19 protein-coding genes are annotated in these 15,183 nt (G+C 37.6%); 18 read left to right on the forward strand and 1 reads right to left on the reverse strand.

Translation table 11 applies throughout. The features are described 5' to 3' along the window. The first annotated feature begins 362 nt into the window (after positions 1-362). The 9 genes from AC1M36_RS24825 to AC1M36_RS24865 are packed head-to-tail and all read left to right on the forward strand — an operon-like array spanning position 363 to position 5,854. A complete protein-coding gene (locus AC1M36_RS24825) occupies positions 363-644 on the forward strand; it encodes a YqhV family protein (RefSeq protein WP_336450052.1) in 282 nt (93 codons plus the stop codon). Between the two features lie 27 nt (positions 645-671). Next, complete coding sequence (gene spoIIIAA / locus AC1M36_RS24830; RefSeq protein ID WP_336450051.1) at positions 672-1,598, forward strand: stage III sporulation protein AA; 927 nt, start codon at positions 672-674, stop codon at positions 1,596-1,598. Then, the gene (gene spoIIIAB, locus AC1M36_RS24835) at positions 1,592-2,107 is read left to right on the forward strand and encodes a stage III sporulation protein SpoIIIAB (RefSeq protein WP_336450050.1); all 516 of its coding nucleotides are present in this window, start codon (positions 1,592-1,594) and stop codon (positions 2,105-2,107) included. Before spoIIIAA ends, spoIIIAB begins: the two co-directional genes overlap by 7 nt. Positions 2,108-2,121: 14 nt before the next feature. Continuing rightward, positions 2,122-2,325: a stage III sporulation protein AC gene (spoIIIAC, locus tag AC1M36_RS24840; protein ID WP_000020914.1), complete on the forward strand. Its 204-nt coding sequence runs from the start codon at positions 2,122-2,124 to the stop codon at positions 2,323-2,325. A 20-nt stretch (positions 2,326-2,345) separates the two neighbouring features. Further along, positions 2,346-2,732: a stage III sporulation protein AD gene (spoIIIAD, locus tag AC1M36_RS24845; protein ID WP_077293892.1), complete on the forward strand. Its 387-nt coding sequence runs from the start codon at positions 2,346-2,348 to the stop codon at positions 2,730-2,732. Between the two features lie 10 nt (positions 2,733-2,742). Beyond that, positions 2,743-3,915: a stage III sporulation protein AE gene (spoIIIAE, locus tag AC1M36_RS24850; RefSeq protein WP_336450049.1), complete on the forward strand. Its 1,173-nt coding sequence runs from the start codon at positions 2,743-2,745 to the stop codon at positions 3,913-3,915. A 12-nt stretch (positions 3,916-3,927) separates the two neighbouring features. After that, positions 3,928-4,560 (forward strand): stage III sporulation protein AF, encoded by a 633-nt coding sequence (gene spoIIIAF / locus AC1M36_RS24855; protein ID WP_336450048.1) that lies wholly within the window; start codon positions 3,928-3,930, stop codon positions 4,558-4,560. Next, on the forward strand, positions 4,550-5,215 hold the full coding sequence (gene spoIIIAG / locus AC1M36_RS24860; protein WP_336450047.1) for a stage III sporulation protein AG: 666 nt from the start codon (positions 4,550-4,552) through the stop codon (positions 5,213-5,215). Before spoIIIAF ends, spoIIIAG begins: the two co-directional genes overlap by 11 nt. Positions 5,216-5,227: 12 nt before the next feature. After that, positions 5,228-5,854: a SpoIIIAH-like family protein gene (locus AC1M36_RS24865; RefSeq protein ID WP_336450046.1), complete on the forward strand. Its 627-nt coding sequence runs from the start codon at positions 5,228-5,230 to the stop codon at positions 5,852-5,854. A gap of 90 nt (positions 5,855-5,944) precedes the next feature. On the opposite strand, the gene AC1M36_RS24870 is transcribed toward AC1M36_RS24865, so the two are convergent. After that, positions 5,945-6,142, reverse strand: a complete 198-nt coding sequence (locus AC1M36_RS24870; RefSeq protein WP_336450045.1) for a DNA recombination protein RecO — start codon at positions 6,140-6,142, stop codon at positions 5,945-5,947. Positions 6,143-6,546: 404 nt separating this feature from the next. Here AC1M36_RS24870 and accB point away from each other — a divergent pair, with 404 nt between their 5' ends. The 9 genes from accB (at position 6,547) to dxs (ending at position 15,180) form a co-directional block, all read left to right on the forward strand. Then, positions 6,547-7,035, forward strand: coding sequence for an acetyl-CoA carboxylase biotin carboxyl carrier protein (gene accB / locus AC1M36_RS24875; protein WP_336450044.1), 489 nt, complete (start codon positions 6,547-6,549; stop codon positions 7,033-7,035). A gap of 16 nt (positions 7,036-7,051) precedes the next feature. Further along, positions 7,052-8,404 carry an acetyl-CoA carboxylase biotin carboxylase subunit gene (gene accC, locus AC1M36_RS24880; protein ID WP_174099063.1) on the forward strand — a complete coding sequence of 451 codons (1,353 nt, stop codon included), beginning with the start codon at positions 7,052-7,054 and terminating at the stop codon, positions 8,402-8,404. Between the two features lie 23 nt (positions 8,405-8,427). Further along, entirely contained in the window at positions 8,428-8,820 is a 393-nt protein-coding gene (locus AC1M36_RS24885; protein ID WP_017150885.1) for an Asp23/Gls24 family envelope stress response protein, read from the forward strand. A gap of 343 nt (positions 8,821-9,163) precedes the next feature. Further along, positions 9,164-9,556, forward strand: a complete 393-nt coding sequence (gene nusB, locus AC1M36_RS24890; protein WP_336450043.1) for a N utilization substance protein NusB — start codon at positions 9,164-9,166, stop codon at positions 9,554-9,556. A 23-nt stretch (positions 9,557-9,579) separates the two neighbouring features. Then, positions 9,580-10,440, forward strand: coding sequence for a bifunctional methylenetetrahydrofolate dehydrogenase/methenyltetrahydrofolate cyclohydrolase FolD (folD, locus tag AC1M36_RS24895; RefSeq protein WP_017150887.1), 861 nt, complete (start codon positions 9,580-9,582; stop codon positions 10,438-10,440). A gap of 26 nt (positions 10,441-10,466) precedes the next feature. Then, positions 10,467-11,825: an exodeoxyribonuclease VII large subunit gene (xseA, locus tag AC1M36_RS24900; protein ID WP_336450042.1), complete on the forward strand. Its 1,359-nt coding sequence runs from the start codon at positions 10,467-10,469 to the stop codon at positions 11,823-11,825. Further along, positions 11,815-12,045 carry an exodeoxyribonuclease VII small subunit gene (xseB, locus tag AC1M36_RS24905; RefSeq protein WP_241814725.1) on the forward strand — a complete coding sequence of 77 codons (231 nt, stop codon included), beginning with the start codon at positions 11,815-11,817 and terminating at the stop codon, positions 12,043-12,045. Before xseA ends, xseB begins: the two co-directional genes overlap by 11 nt. After that, positions 12,045-12,938 carry a polyprenyl synthetase family protein gene (locus AC1M36_RS24910; protein ID WP_336450041.1) on the forward strand — a complete coding sequence of 298 codons (894 nt, stop codon included), beginning with the start codon at positions 12,045-12,047 and terminating at the stop codon, positions 12,936-12,938. The genes xseB and AC1M36_RS24910 overlap by 1 nt, the downstream gene beginning before the upstream one ends. Before the next feature lie 349 nt (positions 12,939-13,287). Continuing rightward, a complete protein-coding gene (gene dxs, locus AC1M36_RS24915) occupies positions 13,288-15,180 on the forward strand; it encodes a 1-deoxy-D-xylulose-5-phosphate synthase (protein WP_336450040.1) in 1,893 nt (630 codons plus the stop codon). The last annotated feature ends 3 nt before the right edge of the window (positions 15,181-15,183 follow it).

Raw genomic sequence — 15,183 nt, forward strand, 5'->3', positions numbered from 1 at the left:
GACTTGTGCCTTTACACACCATGCTACACTCCCCCTTGGGTTTCCCCTTAGGATAAGGTGGTTGACAATAGAGAGTCGTCTTCTCTAGCCTTATTCAGGCAATCGTATAAGTCCCTTACGGGCGCACAATAATGTGACGTGCTTCATAGAAAATCTTCCTTTTGTATACTAAGTGTAACATATAAAAGATGTGAATATTCAGATTGTTTTCGTTAAGGGTGATGTGAAAAATTATGTTTTTACTTCTGAAATAGACAACCTCTGCATATGGTTGTACAAATATATGCTTTTTGGAGTACGACTTACTCAGTAAGTCTAAGAAGTTACTTGAAAAGTAATTGGTAAGGAGAGAAGGTGGGAAAATGAAACAGTGGCTAGCGGCAATGGAGACATCTGTGCTTATTATGGGTTTGCTTCGGTTATTTTCAGGTAGTGCGGAAATATTCGCCGCTTTGCTTATGCTTTATGTAAATGATGCAAAAAAAGCATTGTTTATAAACGGTATGCTGGCATTTGTCGGACCGACTGTATTGATTCTAACGATGACAATCGGTATTGCAAGCGTTGCAAATGAAATTTCCTTTCTGAAACTTTTTTTTCTAACTCTTGGAATTGGCTGTATTTTTATTGCGGTGCTGAAATAGTAAGTCAATTATAGTGGGGAGAAGCTTATGAAGGAAGTATTAGAAGTTTTACCAAAGCATATGAAACAGTTCATTGAAGGCTGTGAACAATATAGTGTGTTAGAAGAAATTCGGGTCCGGATCGGAAGACCGCTTGAATGTATTGCGCACGGAGAAGTGTTCTTTTATGACTATGTCGTTACAGCAGAGGATGCGATCTATTTATTAAATAAGCTGAGTCAATATTCAATTTATACGATGGAAGAAGAGTTAAAGCGTGGGTATGTTACTTTACGCGGTGGCCATAGAATTGGCTTAGCTGGAAAAGTAATTACCGAGAAAAGTGCAGTGAAAATGATCCGGGATGTGTCGTCATTTAATATCCGGATCGCGCGCCAAAAAATTGGGATAGCTGAGCCGCTCCTATCTTATTTGTACGACTCACATTGGTTAAACACGATGGTAATTGGGCCACCGCAAACAGGGAAAACAACACTTCTTAGAGATGTGGCACGTTGTATGAGTCAAGGAGTTCATTCTTATAAAATTCCTTCTTGTAAAGTGGGGATTGTTGATGAACGCTCAGAAATTGCTGGATGCGTAAAAGGGATTCCACAATATGAGTTTGGTCCCCGTGTTGATGTGCTAGATGCGTGTCCAAAAGCAGAAGGAATGATGATGATGATTCGTTCTATGAGCCCCGATATATTAATAGTGGATGAAATTGGGCGTATGGAAGATAGTGAAGCGATTATGGAGGCAGTCCATGCAGGTGTTCAGCTTTTTATAAGTGCTCACGGATTTTCTTTTGATGATGTAATGAAAAGACCATCTTTAAAGGCTGTGATGGAACTTGGGGTGTTTGATCGCTTTATTGAACTATCAAAAGCAAAGGGACCTGGAACCGTTGTCCAGGTGAAAGATGGAGATGGCAAGCCTGTTCAAAGGCAAGGGAAGGCTCAAAGCGTATGGTAAAAATATTTGGTGCAGTGTTAATTGTAGCAGTGACTACTTTTTTTGGGTTTTCGTACGCGAAAAGGTATAGTGAACGCCCACGTCAACTTAGGCTTTTAAAAGCAGCGCTGCAATCCCTAGAGGCTGAAATTATGTATGGGCATACACCTTTATCAGAAGCAGCGGAACGCTTAGTAAAACAAATGCCGAAGCCTTTAAACTGGATATTTCAAAGTTTTTCAAAGCGGTTAGAAAGCGGTGAGCAAACAGTTAGAGAAGCTTGGCTCGATAGTTTACAAGAAAATTGGAAACTCACTGCATTTAAACAAACTGAATATGAGATTTTACAACAATTTGGTGAAACATTAGGGCAGCATGACCGTGAATCGCAGCAAAAGCATATTCGCTTATGTATTACGCATTTAGAAAGAGAAGAGGGTGAAGCGAAAGCGCTGCAATTTCAATATGAAAAGATGATAAAGAGTTTGGGTGTATTAGCAGGGCTACTTATCGTAATTTTACTGCTATAGGGGGGAGAAAGGCGATGTCCATCGATGTTGGTTTAATATTTCAAATCGCCGGAATCGGCATTGTTTTAGCTTTCATTCATACAGTACTAAAAGAGTTAAAGCGGGAGGATATTGCAAACTGGGTAATTCTTGTCGGTTTTGTCGTTATTTTATTTCATGTTGCATTTTTGATTAATACATTGTTTGACAAGATAAAAAGTGTCTTTCTCTTCCAGTAAAGGGGGCGGTTCGAATCGAGATCTTACAAATTGTCGGATTGGGCCTCGTTGCGACATTTTTAGCAGCTGTGCTAAATCAACATAAATCTAGTATTACCTCTTTGTTTATTGTGTTCATTGCGAGTGTAATGTTCCTGCTACTAATCGATCAAATTCATTCTATTTTAAGAATGATTGAGAGAGTTGCCAGTGAGGCGAAAGTAAGCAATGTCTATGTAGAGACGCTGCTGAAAATCATTGGAATTGCCTACATTGCCGAGTTTGGAGCGCAAATTACAAAAGATGCTGGTCAAGGCGCAATCGCTTCAAAAATTGAACTAGCGGGGAAAATTTTAATTCTTGTTATGGCTATTCCTATTTTAACGGTTGTTATTGAAACAATTCTCGGCTTTTTACCTACCGGATAAGGAGGAGTGAATGTTGCGAAGGTTTGGAGCTAAGCTGCTGTTTGCTTGCTTCCTTTTCTTTTCTTTACCAATTGTCGTACAAGCTTCTCCTGTAGAACAAAACGTCGTGGATCAGCAATTGGATAAATTAGGAATTGAAGATGTGAAGCAGTTTTGGGACGGGCTTGTCACAAAGTATGGAGGCTATTTACCAGAGAGTCAAAAGGGAAGTTTTATGGAATTTGTAAAGGGTGAAAAGGAATTTTCTATAAAAGAATGGATGATAGGATTATTAAAATATTTATTTCATGAGCTTGTTGCAAATGGAAAGTTACTCGGAACGCTCATTATGCTGACAATTTTTAGTGCGTTATTACAGTCCCTGCAATCAGCTTTTTCAAAGAGTAGCGTTAGCAAAATTGCAGATGCGGTTGTATACATGGTGCTCATTATTTTTGCTTTAAATAGTTTTTATGTCGTAATGACGTATGCACGAGAAACGATTCAAACGATGGTAGATTTCATATTAGCTCTACTTCCTATTCTCCTAGCACTCATAGCGACAGGGGGCGGGGTTGTATCTGTATCATTCTTCCATCCGATTATCATTTTTTTAATGAATACAAGTGGGCTGCTTATGAATTATATTGTACTTCCACTTTTATTGCTGGCGACCATCTTAAGCATTGTAAGTACAATGAGTGACCAATATAAAGTTACGAAATTGTCCAAGCTCTTGCAAAATGTAAGCGTTGGGATCATCGGTATCTTTCTAACAATTTTTCTAGGCGTATTATCTGTGCAAGGGACAGCAACAGCAGTTGCTGATGGGATAGCTGTCAAAACAGCGAAGTTTGTAACGGGGAATTTTATTCCTGTGGTGGGCCGGATGTTTACAGAAGCGGCGGATACTGTGATTAGCGCCTCTGGATTGTTAAAGAATACGATCGGGATTATCGGACTTGTTATCTTATGTTTAATCGTTGCTTTTCCAGCGATTCAAATTTTTTGTATCGCGTTTATTTATAAATTCGCAGCGGCAGTACTGCAGCCGGTTGGCGGAGGAGCTATTATTAAATGTTTAGATATTATCGGACGAAGTATCATTTATGTATTTGCCTGCTTAGCTATCGTATCTTTTATGTTCTTTTTAAGCATTACCATTATTATTGCCGCGGGAAACATTACCCTCATGATGCGATAGGAGGTGACGGGTATGCAATTTATTATAGAGTGGATTCGAAATATTATCGTATTTTTACTCTTAGCGACGATGCTGCATCTTATCCTTCCTAACTCAAATTTACAAAAGTATGTCAAATTTGTCGTGAGCTTATTGTTAGTCGTTTTAATCTTAACGCCGCTATTTAAGTTGTTACAAACAGATGTAAATGAAGTGATTGCGAATTTTGATCAAGAAAAATACGTAGCGGACGGATCAATAAAAAATTCAATTGATGAAAAGAAAAAAGAAATACAAGCCCTAACACGTGCATATAGTTTAGAAGAGATGGCTGTCAAAATGAAAAAAGAAGTTGGAAAAGAATTTGAGAAAAAGTATGGCGTGACAGTGTCTGAAATACAAGTAATCGCCGCAGAAACGAAGGATGAAGTAAAAACAGCAAAAGATATTCAATCAGTTATTGTGACATTAAAAGAAACTGAACCAAAGAAAAATGATGCAATTGAAACAGTAAAACCAATTGAAATTGATACGAAAGAACCACGAAAAACTTCGGAAGAAACAAACATAGAAATGAAAGAGTTCTTTTCAAGCAGGTGGCAGCTAGAGGATAAACAAATCCAAGTTCAAATGGAAGGGGGGACAGGTAGAGTAAATGGACAATAAAGATAAAAATTCAAAGTTCTCATTTTTTCGTAACTTATTGAAGGGGGACGAAAAAGATGGCAAGGAGAAAGAGAGGAAGGTAACACCGAAGTTTTTGCTTGTCCTACTTATACTTGGAATGTTGCTCATGTTTTCTAGTAATTTCTTTCAGCCGAAAAAAGAAGAAGTACCTGTGTTTAAAGAAAAGACAAGTCAAGATGCAGGAAAAGATGTGCCAACCTTTGGACAAAAGAATAACGATAATATGTCAATTATAGAAAAATATGAAAAAGCATATGAACAAGAATTGAAATCTTCATTAGAAGATATAACAGGGGTAAAAGATGTATCTATTGAAGTGAATTTAGATTCATCTGAACAAAAAATACTTGAAAAAAATATTGTAAAACGATCCCAAACAACAGGGGAAACAGATAAAACTGGAGGCAAAAGGGAAGTTGAAGATGAATCAACGGATGAAAAAACAGTGATTATACGTGAGGGTGACAAAGAAACTCCGATTGTACTGCGAACAGAGAAACCGAAAGTGCGAGGTGTTCTTGTCGTAGCAAAAGGAGTGGATAATATACAAATAAAAGCAATGGTGAAAGAAGCGGTGACGCGTATGCTTGATGTACCATCTCACCGCGTAGCGGTACTACCAAAAAAGAGTTAGGGAGGAACTAAAGTGTTAAAAAAACAAACAGTTTGGTTATTAACAATGCTAAGTTTAGTAGTTGTGCTATCCGTATACTATGTTACAACACCTGAGAAAATGAATACTGCAACACCGACAGTAGGTGAAAAGGTTGGACAAGAAAAGCAAGGTGTTGAAAAAGAAGTGACGAAAGAAACGACAAAGGAAACATCAAATAAGGAAGCTACTTCAAAAGAAACAGAGAAAAAAGATGATAATAAAAAAGAAACAGGTAAAAAGGAAAGTAATGTAACTGTTCAATCAAGTGATGAGAACTTTACAGCACTTCGTTTGAAAATGGAAGACCAACGCAGTGCAGAGAAAGAAAAATTACAAGAAGTGATGAAATCAACAAAATCTTCTGCTGAAGAAATAAGTAGAGCGAAAGATCAATTAAATGCAATCGATAAGATGGAAACAAAAGAAGGATTACTTGAAACAGTAATTAAATCACAAGGTGGCTACAACGATGCTCTTGTAAGAACGGATGGAGAGGATATTAAAGTAACAGTAAAAGCTTCGAAACATTCTCAAAAGGAAGCAAATAAAATTATCCAACTTGTTCGCGCTGAGGCAGGATCCAAAGATGTAGGTGTCAAGTTTGATCCAGCAAAATAATGTATATATTGACTAGTTTTAAATACACATTGCGAATGGTGATACGTTAGGCGGATTCCTATTCGTGAACAGTGAGGAAACAGAAAAAAGCTATCGTTTTCGATAGCTTTTTTCTGTTTCGCTTTTTTGAGTGGCTGTAATGTTTTCTATAGGGAAAGGTGAAATACGCTGAGAGTGAAAAATTAAAGGTTCGTGGTAATGGTGATTGCCTTTTCCATATTTTATATGAGTAAAGACAATGATGAGCCAGATTAATACAGCTGGTACGAACAAGATGAGCCATATCATATTTCTGCACCTCACTATAAGATAATTTACTATACTTTGAACATACTATTCGTATGTGAAGGAAGGATGAACGGCTTGTAAATAAAAAAATAATATTTGGTAAAAATATGTTTTTTTATGAAGTGGTCTTGCCAATTTCGAGTGAAACTTGGTATTATTACTAGGTGATAATTTTTTAGCGAAATAATATTTTTACAGGAATTTCGATTTATTGTAAAGAAATATAAATTGGAATGTTGAAAATATTTATCGTAAGATGAGAGTAGCAAAAGTTTCTATTAGAAAATGTGATAGGAATGATTTTTCTAGTAGAATGAATCGTATCTTTACAGACAACGTAGCTTGTTTTTATATGTTCGTATCTGTAAGAGCGAGACAAACAAGTATATGGGAGTGGATTTTACATGTTTAAAATTCAAGAAGTTCGTGAATTAATTAAGTTAATTGATAGCTCTAACATTGATGAATTTGAATACAAAAAAGATGGTACCACAATAAAAATGAAAAAACGTGGTAATGAAGTTGTTTCTGTGCAAGCAGCTCCAGCGGCAAAAACAGCATTACAAACACCAGCGGTAGAACTTGAAACGACGGTAGCAGCGGCGCAAGTAGAAGCACCCAAGCAGGAAGAAAAGAAAACTGTTCAAGATGAAAATTTACATAAAATTACATCGCCGATGGTTGGAACATTCTATGCTTCTTCTTCGCCGGATACGCCTGCATATGTAAGTGTTGGTGATCGTGTTTCAGAAGGGAAAGTCGTTTGTATTGTTGAAGCGATGAAGCTCTTTAATGAAATTGAAGCAGAAGTAACTGGAGAAATTGTTGAAATTCTTGTTAACAACGGACAACTTGTTGAGTATGGACAACCGCTATTTCTTGTAAAAGCGTAATAAGGGAGTCTTTGTGATGATAAAAAAAGTATTAATAGCCAATCGTGGAGAAATTGCTGTACGAATTATTCGTGCTTGTAAAGAAATGAATATTGAAACAGTAGCTATTTATTCAGAAGCGGATAAAGAATCACTTCATGTGCAAATCGCAGATGAAGCGTATTGCGTTGGACCGACACTGTCGAAAGAAAGCTATTTAAATTTGACAAATATTATAAGCGTTGCAAAATTAACAGGCTGTGATGCAATTCATCCTGGTTATGGATTTTTAGCGGAGAATGCAGATTTTGCAGAACTATGCCGTGAGTGTAATTTAATTTTTATTGGTCCTAGTCCTGAGGCAATTTCAAAAATGGGTACAAAAGACGTTGCTCGTGATACAATGAAAGAAGCAGGGGTTCCGATTGTACCAGGTTCACAAGGAATTATAAAAAACACAGAAGAAGCGATAGAACTTGCAAATCAAATTGGATATCCGGTCATTATTAAAGCAACTGCGGGTGGCGGCGGAAAAGGAATTCGTGTTGCTCGCGATGAAGAGGCGCTTGTAAAAGGAATTCAAATTACACAGCAAGAAGCTAGTACCGCTTTTGGAAACCCTGGTGTATACTTAGAAAAGTACGTTGAAGATTTCCGCCATGTTGAGATTCAAATAATGGCAGATACACATGGCAATGCGATTCATTTAGGAGAGCGTGATTGTACAATTCAGCGCCGTTTGCAAAAATTGATAGAAGAAAGTCCTTCGCCTGCACTTGATGCCAACGTTCGCAAGGAAATGGGTGAAGCGGCAGTAAAAGCAGCGGTAGCGGTTGATTATACAGGTGCTGGTACGGTTGAGTTTATTTATGAATATAAAACGAAAAGTTTTTACTTTATGGAAATGAACACACGAATTCAAGTAGAACATCCGGTTACAGAGCTAGTAACAGGGGTGGATTTAATTAAAGAACAGATTCGTGTTGCTTCTGGGGAAACACTATCGTTACAGCAAGAAGAAGTACAATTTAACGGTTGGGCAATGGAATGTCGAATTAATGCGGAAAACCCTGCCAAAAACTTTATGCCGTCTCCAGGTAAGGTAGAAATGTATTTACCGCCAGGAGGATATGGTATTCGCGTCGATTCAGCTGTTTATCCTGGATATTCAATACCACCTTTTTATGATTCAATGATTGCAAAATTAATTGTTCATGGGAAAACACGTGAAGAAGCAATTGCAAAAATGAAGCGAGCGCTTAGTGAATTTGTCATTGAAGGCGTACATACGACAATCCCGTTCCATTTACAATTGCTAGATCATCCTGACTTTATAAAAGGGGAATTTAATACGAAATTCTTGGAAGAGCATGAGCTTGTGACGCAGTGATACATTTAAAGGAGGTTTTTTTCATGGCTGAACATATGTTAGATATGGGTCAAGATACAACCCTTGGAAAAGTAGAAATTGCACCGGAAGTAATTGAAGTAATCGCAGGCATCGCTGCTGCTGAAGTAGATGGTGTAGCAGCAATGCGTGGGAACTTTGCTACAGATGTTGTTGAGAAGTTAGGAAAGAAAAATCACGGTAAAGGCGTGAAGGTTGAATTAGTAAACGACGATATTATCGTTGACGTTTATGTTGTCATGTATTTTGGTGTAGCCATCCCAGTTGTTGCACAAAAAATTCAAGATAATATTCGCCAAGCGCTCTTTACAATGACGGGTCTTGAGCCGAAAGAAGTGAATGTTCACATCGTTGGCGTAACATTCGAAACGCAAAAAACAGAAATCGAGCCAGTGTAAAAATGGGAAGGTGCCTTGTCAAATGGGCACCTTTTTTCTCGTTTCATCTCTTCATGCACAAAAACTCTAATTATTATACTATTTCAAAAATAAAAAATATAAAAAGAGATGATGCGTTTTTCCAAAAAACGTACATTGTGATAGGATATGGAACTTGAAGTTAATCTTTTTATTATTTTTCAGCCTTGTAACTCGTGTATGAAACGACAAATTGTGTTATTATCATTGTATTATAAGGTTGAAAAATCAATGAAAACTGTAAGAGTAAGTAAATTGACGGCTTATAAATTATAATAATATAACAAAACATAAGGAAAGACTTGAAGCATAAAGGAGAGTTACAATGAAACGTAGGACGGCTAGAGAAAGAGCCATGCAAGCATTATATCAAATGGACATTACTGGAGAATTAGAGCCGAAAGTAGCGGTGGAAAATACGCTAGAAGAAGGCGAAGAAACAAATGAGTTTTTAGAATCACTTGTTGTTGGTTTTGTAGAACATAAAGAAACAATTGATGAAGCAATTCGTCAAAATTTAAAAAAGTGGAAATTAGAACGTATTAGTATTGTAGACCGCAGTATTTTACGTCTAGCTGTGTATGAAATGAAGTACATGGAAGAAATTCCACACAATGTAACAATTAATGAAGCAATTGAAATTGCAAAAACATTTGGGGATGAGGAATCTCGTCGTTTTATAAACGGCGTTTTATCTAATATAAAAGACACACTTTAATTTCTTTAAGGGGGAATCTTAAAATGGTAGCAGTAATCATCAAAGGAAATGAAGTTGCGGAGAAAAAACGAGCACAATTAAAAGAAGAAGTTGTGAAGTTGAAAGAGCAAGGGATTGTACCAGGATTAGCAGTTATTTTAGTTGGAGAAGATCCAGCATCTCGTTCTTATGTAAAAGGAAAAGAAAAGGGCTGTGAACAAGTTGGGATTTATTCAGAGTTAATTGAGTTTCCAGATACAATTACAGAAGAGCGTTTGTTAGCTGAAATCGATCGCTTAAATGAGGATGACCGTATTAATGGAATATTAGTACAATTACCTTTACCGAAACATATTGAAGAGAAAGCTATCATTGAAAGAATTTCACCTGAAAAGGATGTAGATGGATTCCATCCAATCAGCGTTGGCCGTATGATGACAGGTCAAGATACATTCCTTCCGTGTACACCGCATGGCATCGTGGAATTAGTAAAAGAAACAAATCTTGATATTTCAGGAAAACATGTTGTGGTGATTGGAAGAAGTAATATCGTTGGGAAACCAGTGGGACAGCTATTTTTAAATGAAAATGCAACTGTAACATACTGTCACTCCAAAACGAAGAATATAAAAGAATTGTCAAAGTTAGCTGATATTTTAATTGTAGCTGTTGGAAGACCAAAAATGGTAACAGCTGACTATATAAAAGAAGGTGCAGTTGTAATTGATGTTGGTGTCAATCGCTTAGAAACAGGAAAACTATGCGGTGATGTTGATTTTGATAATGTACTGGATATCGCAGGCTATATTACACCAGTACCAAAAGGAGTCGGCCCAATGACAATTACAATGCTCCTTCATAATACAGTTGAATCTGCAAAACGTGCAGGAGTTGCTTGTAAATAATTTGAATCGGCTATGAGGAGAGAGAGATGGAAAAGCAATATTTAACCGTTACAGCATTAACACGCTATATAAAAACAAAAATAGAGTATGACCCGCATCTGCAGTCTGTTTGGTTAAAAGGAGAAATTTCAAACTTTAAATATCATAGCCGTGGCCATATGTATTTCACATTAAAGGATGAAAATGCAAGGATAGCAGCGGTTATGTTTGCGGGGCATAATCGTAATATAAAGTTTAGACCAGAAGATGGAATGAAGGTACTTGTAAAAGGGAAAATTTCTGTCTATGAAGCGAGTGGTTCCTATCAGATTTATATTCAGGATATGCAGCCTGATGGGGTTGGGAATCTTCACTTAGCTTACGAGCAATTAAAGGTTCGATTAGAGGAGGAAGGGCTGTTTTCTCAAGTTTATAAACAACTAATTCCTGCCTATGCCAAAACAATTGGTGTCATTACATCACCAACAGGAGCTGCGATTCGAGATATTATAACGACAATTAAACGCCGTTATCCAATTGGGAATGTGATTGTATTTCCGGTACTTGTACAAGGGGAGTCTGCGGCTCCCTCAATTGTACAAGCGATTCAAACAGCGAATGAGATGAAAGAGATAGATGTATTGATTGTTGGTCGTGGGGGTGGTTCTATTGAAGAACTATGGGCCTTTAATGAAGAAAGTGTTGCACGGGCGATTTTTACAAGTGAAATTCCAATCATCTCAGCTGTTGGGCATGAAACAGATTTTACAATCGCTGATTTTGTAGCAGATTTACGTGCGCCAACTCCAACGGCAGCAGCAGAACTTGCAGCACCGAATATACTTGAATTACAAGAGAAAGTGTTACAAAGAACTCTTCGTATGCAAAGAGCAATGCGAGAGATGTTATATAAAAAGCAAGAACAACTGCAAACCCTTCAAAAATCGTATGCATTTCGTTATCCAAAGCAAGTGTACGAGCAAAAAGAAGAGCAGTTAGATCGCACTCTTGAGCAGCTTATTTTAGCGAAAGAACGTTATATAGAGAAAAAGGTAAATCAATTGAAACAGCTCTCATTTTATGTTGAGAAGCATCATCCATCTCAAAAGATTTTGCAAACGAAGACAAGGGTAGAAATGTTGCAAAAGCAATTACAACGTGAAATGCAAACATTGCTGCAAACGAAAGAGTTTACTTTTATGAGGGCGGCTCAGCAACTAGAAGCACTTAGTCCACTTAAAGTAATGATGAGGGGATATGGGCTCGTATATAGCGAGAAAAAGCAAGTGTTAAAAAGCGTGAAAGATGTTAGCCTTGGTGAGGGTGTTTCCGTACAATTACAAGATGGAGTGTTAGATTGTAACGTATCGGGCATAGAGGAGCGTGAATTGAACAATGGAAAATAAATTAAGTTTTGAAGAAGCGATTTCTCAGCTTGAACAACTTGTTTCTAAGCTTGAACAAGGTGATGTTCCATTAGAAGAGGCAATTTCATATTTTAAAGAAGGTATGGAGTTATCTAAGCTATGTGATGAGAAATTAAAAGATGTTCAAGAACAAATGGCAGTTATCCTTGGAGAGGATGGAGAACTTAAACCATTTACTGCTGTAGGAGATGAAGCATAGTGGCATATGTAGCTTTTGATGCTTTTGTGAAAGAAAGTAAAGCTTTCGTTGAGGAGCAGCTTGTGCGCTATGCAAATCAATTACAATGTCCAAATGTACTTCGCGAAGCGATGATATATTCATTGGAAGCGGGCGGAAAACGTCTCCGTCCGTTACTTTTATTTGCAACGTTGCAAGCGTTTGAAAAAGAAAGAGAATTAGGTATAGGAGCAGCTTGTGCTCTTGAAATGATTCATACATATTCGTTAATTCACGATGATTTACCATGTATGGATGATGATGATTTAAGACGAGGAAAACCAACAAACCATAAAGTGTTTGGTGAAGCGATGGCCGTTTTAGCAGGAGATGGCTTGTTGACCTATGCTTTTCAGGCAGTGACAGCGTACAATTATCAAGATGTTTCTACAGAAACAAAGCTAAGGCTTGCTCTTGAACTTGCAAAAGCAGCTGGGCCAGAAGGGATGGTTGCTGGACAAGTAGCAGATATGGAAGCGGAAGGAAAGCAGCTTACGCTTAGAGAATTAGAATATATTCATAAGCACAAAACAGGCCGATTATTAGAATATGCTGTGCTTGCAGGAGCTATACTTGCAGGAGCAACACCAGAACAAGAGAAAAAACTACTTGCATTTGCAAAATATATTGGTCTGGCTTTCCAAATTCGCGATGATATTTTAGATGTAGAAGGTACAGAAGAAGAAATCGGAAAACCTATTGGTAGTGACGCTTCCAATGAAAAAAGTACATATACGACGTTATTTACTATAGATGAGGCAAAATGTATCTTAGAAGAAACAATTGTCAAGGCGAAAGATGCGATTGCATCTTTACAATTAAAAGATGAGCATTTATTATCTATTTGTGATTTAATCGCAAAGCGTAATAACTAATGTAAGAGCGTTTTCATTTGTTGAGTCATTTATCATTTTGTGGTATAAATGTAGAAAAAGGTTTTTCTTTACTTGTTATTGGCAAAAATATATCTAGATTACGTTGCCGTTATCACTTTGTGTTAGCGGCTCTTTTTTCATCGATAGAGAAGTGACGATAACTGGCGGCTTCTTAGCTGAAAGGCATATTTCGCTTTCTAAGAACGTAGAGAAAGATGGCAGATTGTCTATTCAAGCACGATAGAATAGAGCGTAATAGGAAAGATATTGAAGAATTTCTTGTGTTTTGCAAATGTTTTTACAGTATTTTACATGTTGACAGATTATGAAACGAAAGTGAGTGATCCATGTGGATCTAACGCAAATTCAAAACCCTAGTTTTTTGAAAGATATGTCTATCAGTGAACTAGAGGCATTGAGTGAGGATATTCGGAAGTTTTTAATTGAAGAGCTCTCTCAAACGGGTGGACATATTGCTCCTAACTTAGGTGTAGTAGAACTCACAATTGCTCTGCATAAATTATTCGATAGTCCAAAAGATAAATTTTTATGGGATGTAGGACATCAATCCTATGTACATAAAATTTTAACAGGGCGTGCAAAAGAGTTTGGCACATTAAGACAATATAGAGGCCTATGTGGTTTCCCGAAGCGCTGTGAAAGTGAGCATGATGTATGGGAAACAGGTCATAGTTCGACTTCATTATCCGCTGCAATGGGAATGGCTCTAGCACGTGATTTAAAGAAAACGAAAGAGTGTGTTATACCGATTATTGGGGATGGTGCTTTGACTGGTGGAATGGCTTTAGAAGCATTAAACCATATTGGGCATGAAAAGACAGATATGATTGTTATCTTAAATGATAATGAAATGTCGATTGCTCCGAATGTTGGCGCTCTTCATAATGTTCTAGGCCGTCTGCGTACTGCTGGAAAATATCAATGGGTGAAAGATGAGTTAGAATATTTACTCAAGAAAATCCCAGCAGTTGGCGGGAAAGTGGCAGCAACAGCAGAAAAAGTAAAAGATAGCTTAAAATATTTGCTTGTATCAGGTGTCTTTTTTGAAGAGTTAGGGTTTACATATTTAGGTCCTGTGGATGGACATAGTTATGAAAACCTATTTGAAACGCTTCAATATGCAAAGAAAACAAAAGGCCCGGTACTTGTTCATGTGATTACGAAAAAGGGAAAAGGATATAAACCAGCAGAGAGCGATGTAATTGGAACTTGGCATGGAACAGGTCCATATAAAATCGAATCTGGTGATTTTGTGAAGCCGAAAGAAGTTGCACCAGCATGGAGTGCCGTTGTGAGTGAGACAGTTCGTAAGCTTGCAAGAACGGACGAGCGGATTGTAGCTATTACACCAGCGATGCCAGTTGGATCTAAACTTGAGAAATTTCATCAAGAGTTTCCAGATCGTATGATTGATGTTGGAATTGCTGAACAGCATGCGACAACAATGGCGGCTGGAATGGCAACGCAAGGAATGAAGCCGTTTTTAGCGATTTATTCAACATTCCTGCAACGGGCATATGATCAAGTTGTTCATGATATATGTCGTCAAAATTTAAATGTCTTCATTGGAATTGACCGTGCAGGACTAGTTGGAGCGGATGGTGAAACGCATCAAGGTGTATTTGATATTGCGTTTTTACGTCACTTGCCGAATATGGTGCTCATGATGCCGAAAGATGAAAATGAAGGTCAGCATTTAGTGTACACGGCAATGCAATATGAAGATGGTCCAATTGCTCTGCGTTATCCACGTGGAAATGGGCTTGGTGTTCCAATGGATGACGAATTGCAGGCTATTCCAATTGGGACATGGGAAACGTTAAAAGAAGGCACGCAAGCGGCAATTTTAACGTTTGGTACAACAATTCCGATGGCGATGGAAGCAGCGGAGCGTCTTGAAAAGGCTGGTATTTCAGTGAAAGTAGTAAACGCTCGCTTTATTAAGCCGATGGATGAAACGTATTTACATGAACTTTTAGGTAAGAATATGCCAATTTTAACCATTGAGGAAGCTTGCTTAATTGGCGGATTTGGAACAGGTGTAGTTGAATTTGCTACTGACCATGGGTATCATAGTAATTTAATTGAACGAATGGGTATTCCGGATCATTTCATTGAGCATGGTAGTGTTACAAAGCTATTAGAAGAAATTGGTTTAACGACAGATGCTGTTGTGGACCGTATTCATACAATGATTCCATCAAAACAAAAAAGGGCGTAACAA

This window comes from Bacillus sp. Medicinal_06, from assembly GCF_056711665.1.